This window comes from Streptomyces sp. NPDC050704 (genome assembly GCF_040654355.1).
Taxonomy (GTDB): Bacteria; Actinomycetota; Actinomycetes; order Streptomycetales; family Streptomycetaceae; genus Streptomyces.
This window is the reverse complement of sequence record NZ_JBFAHW010000194.1, coordinates 1-12,319: the sequence shown is the minus strand read 5'-3', so window position 1 is coordinate 12,319 and position 12,319 is coordinate 1. Positions and strand designations below refer to the sequence as shown.

11 protein-coding genes and 1 pseudogene are annotated in these 12,319 nt (G+C 69.9%); 5 read left to right on the top strand and 7 right to left on the bottom strand.

What is annotated here, in order from left to right:
* A pseudogene (locus AB0I18_RS49685) lies at nt 1-94 on the top strand (phage holin family protein); the annotation flags it as partial.
* A gap of 84 nt (nt 95-178) precedes the next feature.
* On the opposite strand, the gene rocD reads toward AB0I18_RS49685, so the two are convergent.
* From rocD to AB0I18_RS49670, 3 genes are all read right to left on the bottom strand, one after another.
* The gene (gene rocD / locus AB0I18_RS49680) at nt 179-1,444 is read right to left on the bottom strand and encodes an ornithine--oxo-acid transaminase (RefSeq protein WP_363112470.1); all 1,266 of its coding nucleotides are present in this window, start codon (nt 1,442-1,444) and stop codon (nt 179-181) included.
* On the bottom strand, nt 1,441-2,325 hold the full coding sequence (gene ddaH, locus AB0I18_RS49675) for a dimethylargininase (RefSeq protein WP_363112471.1): 885 nt from the start codon (nt 2,323-2,325) through the stop codon (nt 1,441-1,443). The genes rocD and ddaH overlap by 4 nt, the downstream gene beginning before the upstream one ends.
* A 117-nt stretch (nt 2,326-2,442) precedes the next feature.
* Nucleotides 2,443-2,937, bottom strand: coding sequence for an Lrp/AsnC family transcriptional regulator (locus AB0I18_RS49670; protein WP_363112469.1), 495 nt, complete (start codon nt 2,935-2,937; stop codon nt 2,443-2,445).
* A gap of 77 nt (nt 2,938-3,014) precedes the next feature.
* Here AB0I18_RS49670 and AB0I18_RS49665 point away from each other — a divergent pair, with 77 nt between their 5' ends.
* From AB0I18_RS49665 to AB0I18_RS49650, 4 genes are read left to right on the top strand one after another with little or no spacing between them, the layout of a single operon-like run.
* On the top strand, nt 3,015-3,770 hold the full coding sequence (locus AB0I18_RS49665) for a LytTR family DNA-binding domain-containing protein (protein ID WP_363112468.1): 756 nt from the start codon (nt 3,015-3,017) through the stop codon (nt 3,768-3,770).
* Between the two features lie 9 nt (nt 3,771-3,779).
* The gene (locus AB0I18_RS49660) at nt 3,780-4,136 is read left to right on the top strand and encodes a hypothetical protein (protein WP_363112467.1); all 357 of its coding nucleotides are present in this window, start codon (nt 3,780-3,782) and stop codon (nt 4,134-4,136) included.
* 55 nt (nt 4,137-4,191) lie between these two features.
* A complete protein-coding gene (locus AB0I18_RS49655) occupies nt 4,192-5,919 on the top strand; it encodes a cation acetate symporter (RefSeq protein ID WP_363112466.1) in 1,728 nt (575 codons plus the stop codon).
* Nucleotides 5,916-7,130, top strand: a complete 1,215-nt coding sequence (locus AB0I18_RS49650; RefSeq protein WP_363112465.1) for a histidine kinase — start codon at nt 5,916-5,918, stop codon at nt 7,128-7,130. Before AB0I18_RS49655 ends, AB0I18_RS49650 begins: the two co-directional genes overlap by 4 nt.
* Nucleotides 7,131-7,220: 90 nt before the next feature.
* Here AB0I18_RS49650 and AB0I18_RS49645 read toward each other — a convergent pair whose 3' ends face one another.
* The 4 genes from AB0I18_RS49645 to AB0I18_RS49630 form a co-directional block, all read right to left on the bottom strand.
* A complete protein-coding gene (locus AB0I18_RS49645; RefSeq protein WP_363112464.1) occupies nt 7,221-7,379 on the bottom strand; it encodes a hypothetical protein in 159 nt (52 codons plus the stop codon).
* Between the two features lie 92 nt (nt 7,380-7,471).
* A complete protein-coding gene (locus AB0I18_RS49640) occupies nt 7,472-9,475 on the bottom strand; it encodes a serine/threonine-protein kinase (RefSeq protein WP_363112463.1) in 2,004 nt (667 codons plus the stop codon).
* Nucleotides 9,476-9,512: 37 nt separating this feature from the next.
* The gene (locus tag AB0I18_RS49635) at nt 9,513-11,009 is read right to left on the bottom strand and encodes a DUF6777 domain-containing protein (protein ID WP_363112462.1); all 1,497 of its coding nucleotides are present in this window, start codon (nt 11,007-11,009) and stop codon (nt 9,513-9,515) included.
* Nucleotides 11,010-11,271: 262 nt separating this feature from the next.
* Nucleotides 11,272-12,225, bottom strand: coding sequence for a cytochrome c oxidase assembly protein (locus tag AB0I18_RS49630; protein ID WP_363112461.1), 954 nt, complete (start codon nt 12,223-12,225; stop codon nt 11,272-11,274).
* Between the last annotated feature and the right edge of the window lie 94 nt (nt 12,226-12,319).

Here is a 12,319-nt window from a genome sequence, read left to right as displayed (position 1 = left end):
CTCGGCGACGACCGAGATGTCCGCACTGGTGCACGACGAGATCGCACTGGCGAAGGCGCAGCTCAGGCGGGACGTCAAGCGCGGCGCGGTCGGCGCCCCAGGCCCCCCAGGCCCCAGCCCCCGGACCGTCCGTCGAGTGCGGGCCGGTGGGGGCTGGGCGCGCAGTTCCCCGCGCCCCTTACGGGGCGCCTGTGTCCGTCAGTACCTTCTCCAGGGAGGCGAGGGCCGTTCGGAGTTCCTCTTCCGTGATGGTCAGGGGTGGGGCGAGGCGGATTGTTGAGCCGTGGGTGTCCTTGACCAGTACTCCCTCGTGCATGAGGCGCTCACTGATCTCGCGGCCCGTGCCGAGGGTGGGGTCGATGTCGACGCCGGCCCACAGGCCGCGGGCCCGGAAGCCCTGTACGCCCTTTCCGACGAGAGCCGTCAGACCGTCCCGCAGCACCACGCCCAGCTCCTCGGCCCTGCGCTGGAACTCACCGGTCTCCAGCAGCTCCACGACGGCCTGGCCGACCGCGGCGGACAGCGGGTTGCCGCCGAACGTCGACCCGTGCTCGCCAGGCCGCAGCACCTGGAGCACCTCGCGCCGCGCGACGACCGCGGAGACCGGGACGATGCCGCCGCCGAGCGCCTTGCCGAGCAGCAGCATGTCCGGGACGACCGCCTCGTGCTCGACGGCCAGCGTGCGGCCTGTCCGCCCGAGGCCCGACTGGATCTCGTCAGCGACGAACAGGCACCCGGCCCGCCGGGTCAGTTCGCGGACGCCGCGCAGATAGCCGTCGTCCGGGATGACGACGCCCGCCTCGCCCTGGATCGGCTCGATCAGCACGGCCGCCGTCGTCTCGTCGACCGCCGCTTCGAGCGCGGCGAGGTCGTTGTACGGGACCACGCGGAAGCCCGGCGTGAACGGCCCGAAGCCGGCGCGGGCGCTCTCGTCGGTGGAGAAGCTGACGATGGTCGTCGTACGGCCGTGGAAGTTGTCGGCGGCCACGACGATGGTTGCCTGGTCCGGTGCGACGCCCTTCACCTCGTACGCCCATTTGCGGGCCACCTTGATGGCGCTCTCCACGGCCTCGGCGCCCGTATTCATCGGCAGGACCATGTCCAGGCCCGTCAACTCGGCCAGGGACTCGGCGAATTGGGCGAGTCGGTCGTTGTGGAAGGCGCGCGAGGTGAGTGTCAGCTGGTCGAGCTGGCGGTGCGCGGCCTCGATCAGGGCCGGATGGCGGTGACCGAAGTTCAGGGCCGAGTAGCCGGCCAGCATGTCGAGGTAGCGGCGGCCCTCGACGTCCTCGACCCAGGTGCCCTCGGCGCGCGCGACGACCACGGGCAGCGGGTGGTAGTTGTGCGCGAGAACGGGCTCCTCGGCGCGGATCAGCTCGGCGGACGACCGCCCCTGCTCTGCGGACGAACGGGCTGCGGAGGTACGGCTTGGCGCGATGGTCATGAGCGAATCTCCTGAGTGCAGCACTTGATGCCGCCGCCGGCCTTCTGGAACTCCGACAGGTCGACGGGGACGGGAACGTAACCGTGGCGGGTGAGCTCGACCGCGAGCGCCTCGGCCCGCGGCGAGATGAAGACATGACGGCCGTCCGAGACGGAGTTCAGCCCGAACGCCATCGCGTCCTCGAGGGTGGCGAGCACCGCGTCCGGGAAGAGCCGGGCGAGCACCTCGCGGCTGCCGGGTGAGAACGCCTCCGGGTAGTACGCGATATTGCTGTCGTCGAGCACGAACAGCGCGGTGTCCAGGTGGTAGAAGCGCGGGTCCACCAGCTGGAGACTGATCACCGGGACGCCGAAGAACTCCTGCACCTCACGATGGGCCTCGCGGGTCGTACGGAACCCGGTGCCGGCCAGCACATACCGGCCCGCCGGGATCAGATCGCCCTCGCCCTCGCACACCGACTCGGGCCGGTAGACGTCGAAACCGGCCGTCTTGAACCACGTCTCGTACGCGGTGGATTCGGGGCGGCGCTGCGGGGCGTGGAAGTACGAGCCGAAGACCCGGCCCGCCAGGACGAGCGCGGAGTTCGCCGCGAACACCATGTCCGGGAGATCGGCCACCGGTTCCACGGTGTCCACGGTGTGGCCGTGGGCGCGATAGGCGCGGATCAGCGCCTCCCACTGGCCACGGGCGAGATCGACGTCGACTTGTGTGTCGGGCTGCATCCAGGGATTGATCACGTACTGCACGGCGAAATGTCTGGGGTCGCAGACAAGGAAGCGCCGGGGGCGCGGCACACGGCTGTCGGGCACAGAGGGGTTCCTCCGCTTTCCTGCGGTGTCGGCTGGGGTTGCCTCAACGGTAGAAAACGGGGGCAAGTGCAGACAAGGATCAGGCGTTGCGCGCCGCCGCAGGGATGCTGCGTCTTGGAGCACTTCGGCGCAGGATCAGTGCGCATTCGAAGGTGTTCGAACTGGAAGGGCCCGCTCCGCGGGGCTTGTTCACCCCGTCGGCTCAGGAGCCGGCTGGCTCGCGCCCGCCTCCGGGCTCTCCGGCAGCAGATGCGACAGGACCATGAAACTGATCGTCTTCCGGATGAACGGTTCCACCCGGATCCGTTCGAGCACCTCCTCGAAGTGCTCCACGTCCCGGGCGCGGACATGCAGCAGCGCGTCCGCGCCGCCGGTCACCGTCATCGCGGCGGTGATCTCCGGATGGTTGCGCACCACCTCCGCGAGCCGCCGGGGCGGGGCCGCGCCCTCGCAGTACACCTCCACGTACGCCTCCGTACGCCAGCCGAGCGCGGCCGGTTCCACCGTCGCCGAGAACCCGGTGATCACCCCTGTCTCGCGCATCCGGTCGACCCGGCGCTTGACCGCGGTGGACGACAGCCCGATCGCCGCCCCGATCTCGGCGAAGCTGGTCCGGGCATTCGCCATCAGAGCCGTGACGATCTTGCGGTCGAGATCGTCGAAGGGCGCGGACTTGGTCGTCATGCGGGCACTGTATCCAGCGGCGACGTCCGGGCCCTCCGCATGTGCAGGCGTACGAATTACTCCTAGACTGCACCTTCATGCTCCGAGTCCTCGCCGTCGATGACGAACCGCCCTCCCTCGAAGAGCTGCTCTACCTACTGAACGCCGACCCGCGGGTGAGCAGCGTCGAAGGCGCGAGCGACGCCACGGCGGCGCTGCGCCGGATCAACCGCGCGCTGGAGAGCGGCCCCGGCGGCGACCAGGGGATCGACGTCGTCTTCCTCGACATCCACATGCCTGGGCTCGACGGTCTTGACATGGCGCGGCTGCTCGCCGGTTTCGCCAAGCCGCCGCTCGTCGTGTTCGTCACAGCCCACGAGGGTTTCGCGGTGCAGGCCTTCGACCTCAAGGCCGTCGACTACGTGCTCAAACCGGTACGGCGGGAGCGGCTCGCCGAGGCCGTCCGGCGGGCCGTCGAGCAGATGGACGCGGCTCCGCTGATACCCGTGCACGAGCCCGACCCGGATCACATATCCGTCGAGCTGGGCGGAGTCACCCGTTTCGTGGCCGTCGAGGACATCACCCACGTCGAGGCCCAGGGCGACTACGCGCGACTGCACACCGCCCAGGGCAGCCACCTCGTCCGCATACCGCTCTCCACCCTCGAAGAACGCTGGCGTGCCCGCGGCTTCGTCCGCATCCACCGCCGCCATCTCGTGGCCCTCGGCCACATCAGCGAACTCCGCCTCGACGCCGGCACCGTGAGCGTCCTGGTCGACTCCGTCGAACTGCAGGTCAGCCGCCGTCACGCACGAGAGCTGCGCGACCTGCTGATGCGCCGGACCGCGAGCTGAGGAGCCGGAGTGCCCCAGGACCCGACCGAACGCCGTGTCGTCGTCACCGGCCCGCCGCGCCGCATCCGCCGGCAGAGCGGCTACCGGCCGCGCACCGAGATCGACGAGCAGACCACACTCGGCCACACCTACGTCCGCTCACTCATGCGCAGCCAGCTGCGTGCCGCCCTCACCGTGTTCGCCGTACTCGTCCTGCTGGTGGGCCCGCTGCCGCTGGTGTTCGCCACGATGAACGACAGCTCGCGCCTGGAGTGGATCGTGCTCGGCTTCTGCGTCTATCCGCCGCTGGTGCTGCTCGCCCGCTGGTACGTACGCCGCGCCGACCGCAACGAGAAGGACTTCGTCCGCCTCGTCGAAGACCGCTGAATCCGTGAGCGAGAACAGCCCGTGAGCGAGAACAGCCCGTGAACGAGAGCAGCCCGTGAACGAGAACTACGCCGTCCCGGCGGTAGCCCTCGTCGTCGTCGCCACCGTCTTCGTCGGCGCCTTCGGCCTGCGCATCTCCCGCACCACCTCAGACTTCTACGTGGCCTCGCGCACCGTCGGACCCCGGCTGAACGCGGCCGCCATCAGCGGCGAGTACCTCTCCGCCGCCTCCTTCCTGGGCATCGCGGGACTCGTCCTCGTCCAGGGCCCCGACATGCTCTGGTACCCGGTCGGCTACACCGCGGGATACCTGGTCCTGTTGATCTTCGTGGCGGCCCCGCTGCGCCGCTCCGGCGCCTACACTCTGCCCGACTTCGCCGAGGCCCGGCTCGCCTCGCAGGCCGTACGGCGGCTGGCCGGGGCCTTCGTCGTCGGGGTCGGCTGGCTGTACCTCCTGCCCCAGCTCCAGGGCGCCGGGCTGACGTTGAACGTGCTGACCGGAGCCTCCAAGTCGCTCGGCGGAGTCATCGTCGCCGTCGTCGTGGTCGCGACCGTCGCCGCCGGCGGCATGCGCAGCATCACCTTCGTGCAGGCCTTCCAGTACTGGCTCAAGCTCACCGCCCTGCTCGTCCCCGCGCTCTTCCTGGTCCTCGCCTGGCAGGACGACGGAGCGCCGCGCCACGCCTTCGACGAACCCGCCACGTTCCGCGAGCACCGGGTCGTACGTGTCGACGCCGGCCTCGACCTGAAGCTCACCCGGCCGCTGAGCGTCACCGCGGACGGCACGGTCGACGGCAGGCGGTACGAGGAGGAACGGCTCCGGCTCCCCGCAGGCACTCATCACATCGAGCAGGGCACCCGGCTGGCCTTCGCCAAGGGAGACCAGGTCCCCGTCGCCGACCGCGGCACCAACGGCGGCATGTCCACCTCGCTCGCCGCGGGCCGCGAGGAACGCCCGCTGTACGCCACGTACGGGCTGATCCTGGCCACCTTCCTCGGCACTATGGGTCTGCCGCACGTCGTCGTCCGCTTCTACACCAGCCCGCACGGCGTCGCCGCCCGCCGCACCACCGTCGCCGTGCTCGGCCTGATCGGCGCGTTCTATCTGCTACCGCCCGTCTACGGCGCGCTGGGGCGCCTGTACGCCCCCGAGCTGACCCTCACAGGGGACGCGGACGCCGCCGTGCTGCTGCTGCCCGACCGGGTGATCGGCGGGCTCGGCGGGGACCTGCTGGGCGCGCTGGTGGCGGGCGGGGCCTTCGCCGCGTTCCTGTCCACCGCGTCGGGGCTGACCATGGCGGTGGCAGGCGTACTCACCCAGGACGTGCTGCCCTCGCGCGGCGTACGGCACTTCCGGCTCGGCACGGTCCTCGCGATGATCGTGCCGCTCGCGGCGAGCATGCTCGTGGGCGGACTGCCGGTCGCCGACGCCGTCGGGCTCGCCTTCGCGGTGTCCGCGTCGTCGTTCTGCCCGCTGCTCGTCCTCGGCATCTGGTGGCGGCGGCTCACCCCGCCCGGCGCGGCGGCAGGCATGCTGGTCGGCGGCGGCTCGGCACTGCTCGCGGTCGCGGCGACCATGGCAGGGTTCCCCGGCAAGGGGGCACTGCACGCGCTCCTCGCCTGGCCCGCGCTCTGGTCGGTGCCGCTCGGCTTCCTCACCATGGTGCTGGTGTCGCTGGCGACGCCCGGGCGGGTGCCGGCGGGGACCGCGGCCATCCTCGCCCGGTTCCATCTGCCCGAGGAACTGTCCGGTGGGCAGGTACGTGCGGAGGTCAAGGCATGAGCGGTTTCCTGGCCGGGCTCCTGGTGGCCGTACTCCCGCTGCTGGCGGCCGGATTCTGGCTCGGCCGGCGCACCGCCCGTCCGCCCAGCCTCGGCGGCCTCGGCACCCCTGTCGAACACGCCACCTTCGAGACCCTGCACACCGCGTCACTCGCCGCGCCCCCGCTGCGCGCGGGCCTGACCGGGGAGACGGCCCGCAAGTCCGCGCGGCGGCTGCGCACCCTGCTCGGCACCGACGCCCTCTGCCTCACCGACCAGGACACGGTCCTCGCCTGGGAGGGCGTCGGCGAACACCACCGGGACCAGATCATGGAGCGGCTCGGCGGAGTGCTGGAGACCGGCCGCGGCGAGGCCTTCCGGCTCGCCTGCGACGAGCCGTACTGCCCGCTGCGCTGGGCCGTCGTCGCCCCGCTCACCGTCGACGACCGGGTGTACGGGGCGCTCGTCGCCTGCGCGCCCCGCGAGTCCGCCGTGCTCGTCCGGGCCACCGGCGAGGTCGCCCGCTGGGTCTCGGTCCAGCTGGAACTCGCCGACCTCGACCAGTCCCGTACCCGGCTGATCGAGGCCGAGATCAAGGCCCTGCGGGCCCAGATATCACCGCACTTCATCTTCAACTCGCTCGCCGTCATCGCCTCGTTCGTCCGCACCGACCCGGAGCGGGCCCGCGAACTCCTCCTTGAATTCGCCGACTTCACCCGCTACTCGTTCCGCAGACACGGCGACTTCACCACCCTCGCCGACGAACTGCACGCCATCGACCACTACTTGACACTGGTCAGGGCCCGCTTCGGCGACCGGCTCTCGGTCACCCTGCAGATCGCCCCCGAAGTACTCCCGGTGACCCTGCCCTTCCTCTGTCTGCAGCCGCTCGTCGAGAACGCGGTGAAACACGGCCTGGAAGGCGGCACCGGCAAGGTCGACAAGAGCCACATCAGCATCACCGCGCAGGACGCGGGGGCGGAGGCACTCGTCGTCATCGAGGACGACGGCCCCGGCATGGACCCCGGCCGGCTGCGCCGCATCCTGGCCGGCGAGGTCAGTCCCTCCGGCGGCATCGGGCTGTCGAACGTCGACGACCGGCTGCGGCAGGTCTACGGGGACGACTACGGCCTCGTCATCGAGACGGCCCTCGGCGCGGGTATGAAGATCACCGCCCGGCTGCCGAAATACCAGCCGGGCGTCCACTCGGCGGGGCGACTGCCCCGGGATTGAGAACCCCGGACAGAACGTCCGGGGAACGAGTCGCGGGATGGGCCGCGGGTCGAGTCATGAGCCGAGTCATGAGTTGAGTCCTGGCATGCGTCAGGGGTTGCGCGACACCACCATCGCCAGCGTGATGAGTCCGAGCACGACCCAGCCGAACCACAGCCAGCCGCTGCTGCCGAGCGCCACCGTGTAGGCCGTGACCATCACAAGGCCTCCGACGGTGAGTACCCCCATCGTCTTCGTAGAACCGGGCATCGCAACACCCTCCTCCGGGCGGGCCCGCCGCGCGAGCCATGGCCTTGAGCCATACTCGCCCGACTTGTCGCTCATCGCCAGAGCCGGGCGGCTCAGAGGTCGCCCACTATGGTGCCCTTGTCCATGCGCTCAATGGTGCATACCACTAGGTAATACCCCTTTTCCCACAAACCGCCACTGCGGATGCCATGAGTCCTGTACACCTGGTCATCCGAGGTGAACCGCGACACCGGAGCATCCTTCTCGCACTGTTCGTCCGCCTTGGCGTTGGCTTCCGCGTCGGGAACCTCGCTGGTCAGGTGCGTGATCTCGACGACTTTCTCCTGGTGCTCCTTGTCGCAGGCGACCAGTTTGTAGTGGGTGATCGTCTGACCGTCGCCGCCCCGATTCCCGAGGCAGTCGTCCTTCTGCATCTGGGCGGGGTCGACGAAGGCAGTCCCGTACGAGCGGAAGGGTCCGAGATGGCCGTACACCGGGCCGTGCTTACCGATGAGCAGGCATGCGACCTTGCCTCCGAGGGCGTCGAAGTGCTTGCTCGACGGTATGACGGGGAGGCTCTTCACGTTCTCCGCGAGCTTTTCCCGGGTGACTTCGGTGAGGCCGTCGCAGCTGGCCTGGCCGTCCCGCAGAGCCTGCTCACGCGAGTCGGCCTCGAACAGGGCCATCACCTGCCCGTCGGGTACCTCCTGATCGCATGTCGTGTACGTCTTCAACCGCGGTGTACCGCTGAGATGGGCGCCGCCGGACCAGAAATCGACGACCACGCAGTCGCGCTCCTTGAGCGGCTTCGAGAGCCCGATCTGGGAGCCGTACGGCAACTCGGTCTTGTTCGCCATCGCGTACCAGACCCCGCCGAAGGTGAGGCCCAGCGCCACGACGGCCGCCGCCAGTGCCTGCAGGGCCCGCGGGCGTTTACGCCGGTGCGGTGGGGGAGTCGGGGCCGGCCGGGGCAGCTCTCCGCTCCAGGGCGGGCCGAAGCCGGCGCCCGGGGGCGTGCCCGGCGTCGGCGGACCGTATCCCTGGGGCGGGAGTGCGCCGGGCGTGCCGAACCCGTTCGCCCAGGGCGCGCTCCGCGTGGAGCCTCCGTAGTCCGGGCTGGTGGGTGTGTAGGCGACCGGGGGACCGAATCCCCGGCCCGGGGGCTCCGGACCCGGGGGCGGGTCGGAGGTGTCGAGCCCCGCCCAGTGGGGCTGTGAGCCGGTGTCGAGGTGGGTCGGCGGGTGCGGATCGGGCGTGATGATCCGGGCCAGGGCCGCCGCCGTGTCCTCCGCGGAGAGCCGGTGTGCGGGGTTCTTGACGAGCAGGCCCTCGATGAGCGGCTGCAGAGCTCCGGCCCGCAGCGGGGGCCGGGGCTCCTCCAGGACCACGGCGGTGAGTGCGGCGAGGTTGGAGTCGCGGTCGAAGGGGCCGAAGCCCTCCACTGCGAAGTACAGGGTGCAGCCCAGCGAGAACAGGTCCGCCGCGGCGGTCGGCGGTCCGCCCGTCGCGCGCTCCGGCGCCAGATAGCCGGGGGTGCCCACGAGGACGGACGTCCTCGTCCACCGGGTCTCCTGCGAGTCCGGCTGCACCGAGATGCCGTAGTCGGTGAGCAGGATCCGGGAACCCGGGCTGCCCGAACGGTCCGGCGCCAGCAGGATGTTGGCGGGCTTCACGTCCCGGTGCATGATGCCCCGCTCGTGCCCCGCGGTCAGGGCGTCGAGGACCGCGAGGCCGGCGCGGGCGCACTCGTCGGGTGCCAGCGGGCCGCGCCGGCTGAGCAGGGCGCGCAGGTCCTCCGCGCCCTCGATGTGCTCCATCACGATCCAGGGCAGCCCCTCGTGCTCCGTGACGTCGTGCACCGTCACCACGTGCGGGTGGCCCCGGAGCACCGCGGCGTGCCGCGCCTCGGCCAGGGCCCGTGCGACACGGGCCTCGTGCTCCTGAGGGCCCTCCGAGGCGTGCCGGAACCTGATCTCCTTGAGCGCTACGTCGCAGTCCAGCCGCTGGTCGTGGGCGAGCCAGACGTGGCCCATCCCGCCGGAGCCGATCTGGTGCAGGAGCATGTACCGGCCGGCGATGATCCGGCCCACTCCCGACTGCGGTGATCCTGTGGTCATCAGGTCGCTCCCGGGTTCTGCACGGGGTCCTGTGCGGTCAGGCCGGGCTCACGGCGGGCTCACCGGAGCCGGCCTCACCGGACACGGAGTCGCTGGTGGTGGGTTCGGTCGGAACGGGGTCTTCCTGGACGGGTTCGGTCGTGACCGGGTCGCTCGGCGGTTGCGGGCTGCTGACGGTCGGCTTGCTCGACGTCGGGTCGTTCGACGCGGTTGCCGGTGGGCTGGACGGGGGCGGGTCGGCCGGTGCGGAACTGACCGACGGCGGCGGCGATAACGGGGTCGTCTGGTCGGGGGACGGCGAGCCGTCAGACCCGCCACTCCCGTCTGATCCGCCCGTTTCACCTGTTCCACCTGTGTCACCGGTCCCGCCGGTCTCGCCGTCACTCGGATCCGAAGACGTGGGGGATTCCGTCGGGCCGGTGCTCCCGCCTGTGGGCGGTTTGCTGTCCGTTGGCGAGGGGCCGGGGTCCGTGGGCGTCGATGTCGGAGTCGAGGGCTCGTCGGTTCCCGGGGAAGGACCGTCGGTATTGCCGGACGGTTCACCCGAACTCGGGCTCTCCCCGTCGCCGTCCGCGACGTACAAGGTCACGTACGAGCCCCAGGTGAGCTGGTTTCCCTGGGCCGGATCAGACGTCGTGACGACGGCGTCGGCGGCGGGCGGCTCGTCGCCCGAGTAGGTCGGCGACAGCCCTTCGTCGATCAGGAGCTGGGTCGCCGCCGCGTACGTCACCTCGGTGACGGTCGGCACGGTGAGCTGCTCCGTCGCGTCGAACGTCCGGTCCTCGTCGCCCTCGGTGCCCAGTTGACGCTCGATCCCGGTCTCGGGGTCGCGGACGTCGATGAGCTTGAGCCGCTCGATCCCGAGGTTCTCGGGCGGCGGTTTGACGACCACGACACTGTCCTGCCGGAAATCAGCCCACTGTTTGTTGCCGTTCTCGAACTTCACCGCGATCTTTCCGGTGTCCTGCTTGGGCGGGAGAAGTGGATTACCGCAGGAGCACTTCACCGCGGGAAGTCCCCGCTTGTCGACCAGAACGGCGATTCCTGCCTGCAGCAATGCGTCGTACGAGACCGCTTTTCCGTTCTCGTAGTCGTGATTCTTCACGAGTGTGTCGTGACGCAGTACGACGGGCGTGAGTTGATCGATGTAACCCTCGATCCCATCAGTCGATATACCCAGAACGTCCGCCCAGACCTGCGCCTTCGCGGAGTTCTTGGTATCCGTGAGGAATTCCTTGAGTTTGTCCACGGCGCAGGTGCCCTGCTCCGTGGAACCGCCGAACTCCCCGGTGGCGCCGTCGTCACCGTCGTCCTGCCCCGGTGATCCCTCGTCCTGGTCGGTCGAACCGCCGTAGAGCCCCGGCCTGTTGCTGGCCTGCACACCGCCGCGCGGCCGCGCCGACTTGACGTCGGTCATGTCCTTGCCCAGATCGCCGTTCTCCTTGAAGAACGGCGAGAGCGACGGAATCCCCGCCGCGACAGCCCGAACCGCGAACTCCTGTTCGGATTTGTTGCAACCGCTGACGATCAGCACGGAAACCAGCAGTAGAGCGACCCTGCGGGCTGCCGATATTCCAGCCCTTTGCACAGACGTGCGAAATGTCATGACCGCTCCCCCTGCGGTTCTTTCCCCCGTGGACCCTGTGGCCGGAACATCCGGACGCAGGGTTATTCGGGCCTCATGCTACTGAGTAGAAACGCCTTTCAGCGAACGAACAGAGGAAAGCGGTACAAGTTCGTGACAGTGTCTGGTGCATCGAATGAGAATGCGGCGGGTGTTTGTGTCGCGTGTGAATTCAGCGCCCGCGCGCGTTCAATGAGGCCAGATAAGCGTTGTAGTCCGCCAGCTCCTGGTCCCCGTCGCGGTCCGCCGCCCGGTCCGTGCGCCGCGCCTGCCGCTGTTCGGAGCGGTACCACTGGAAGAGCAGTGCGAGGAGCACGAGCACGGAGGGGATCTCGCTGAACGCCCAGGCGATGCCGCCCGCCATGTTCTGGTCGGCGAGCGCGTCGATACCGAGCGAGGCGGGCGGGTTCTCGTACGTCTCGACCATCGGCCCGGACGCCATCATCAACGCGATGCCGAAGAACGCGTGGAACGGCATGCCCGCGAACAGTTCCAGCATCCGCAGCAGATAGCCCGGCCGGTGCGGACCGGGATCGACGCCCATGATCGGCCAGAAGAACACCAGGCCCACCGCGAGGAAGTGGGACATCATCACGACGTGGCCCGTCGTGGAGCCCATCAGGAAGTCGAAGATCGGCGAGAAGTACAGCGCGTACAGGCTCGCGATGAACAGCGGGATCGTGAACGCCGGGTGCGTGATGATCCGCATGAACCGGCTGTGCAGCAGCGCGAGCAGCAGCTCGCGCGGCCCCTTGCCGCCGCGGCGGGCCGCCACCGGCAGCGCACGCAGCGCCAGCGTGATCGGCGCGCCGAGCAGGAGCAGGATCGGCGACAGCATGCTGATCACCATGTGCTGCACCATGTGCACGCTGAACATGACCATGCCGTAGTCGTTGAGCCCGGTGCACAGCACGAGCATGACGCTCAGGACGCCGGTGACGAACGCCACGGTCCGCCCGACCGGCCACGCGTCACCGCGCCGCATCAGCCGCACCACACCCCACCCGTACAGGCCCAGCGCCACGAGGCAGGCGGTGAGGAAGAACGGATCGGGGGACCATTCGAGCCCCCGCCCCAGCGTGAACGGCGGCAGATCCATGGTCGTGCCGTGCTCGCCGTGTTCCATCCGCCGGCTCCTGATTCGTACTGGTTGTGCGCCGTCTGTCCGGGACCAGACTAGAACCGCCCCCGGCCGCAGCTGCGGCGGGCCGAACGCCACC

Coding starts and splice junctions, on each gene's coding strand:
- rocD (WP_363112470.1), bottom strand. CDS start 1,444: ATGACCATCGCGCCAAGCCGTACCTCCGCAGCCCGTTCGTCCGCAGAG.
- AB0I18_RS49670 (WP_363112469.1), bottom strand. CDS start 2,937: ATGACGACCAAGTCCGCGCCCTTCGACGATCTCGACCGCAAGATCGTC.
- AB0I18_RS49630 (WP_363112461.1), bottom strand. CDS start 12,225: ATGGAACACGGCGAGCACGGCACGACCATGGATCTGCCGCCGTTCACG.
- AB0I18_RS49645 (WP_363112464.1), bottom strand. CDS start 7,379: ATGCCCGGTTCTACGAAGACGATGGGGGTACTCACCGTCGGAGGCCTT.
- AB0I18_RS49665 (WP_363112468.1), top strand. CDS start 3,015: ATGCTCCGAGTCCTCGCCGTCGATGACGAACCGCCCTCCCTCGAAGAG.
- AB0I18_RS49640 (WP_363112463.1), bottom strand. CDS start 9,475: ATGACCACAGGATCACCGCAGTCGGGAGTGGGCCGGATCATCGCCGGC.
- AB0I18_RS49650 (WP_363112465.1), top strand. CDS start 5,916: ATGAGCGGTTTCCTGGCCGGGCTCCTGGTGGCCGTACTCCCGCTGCTG.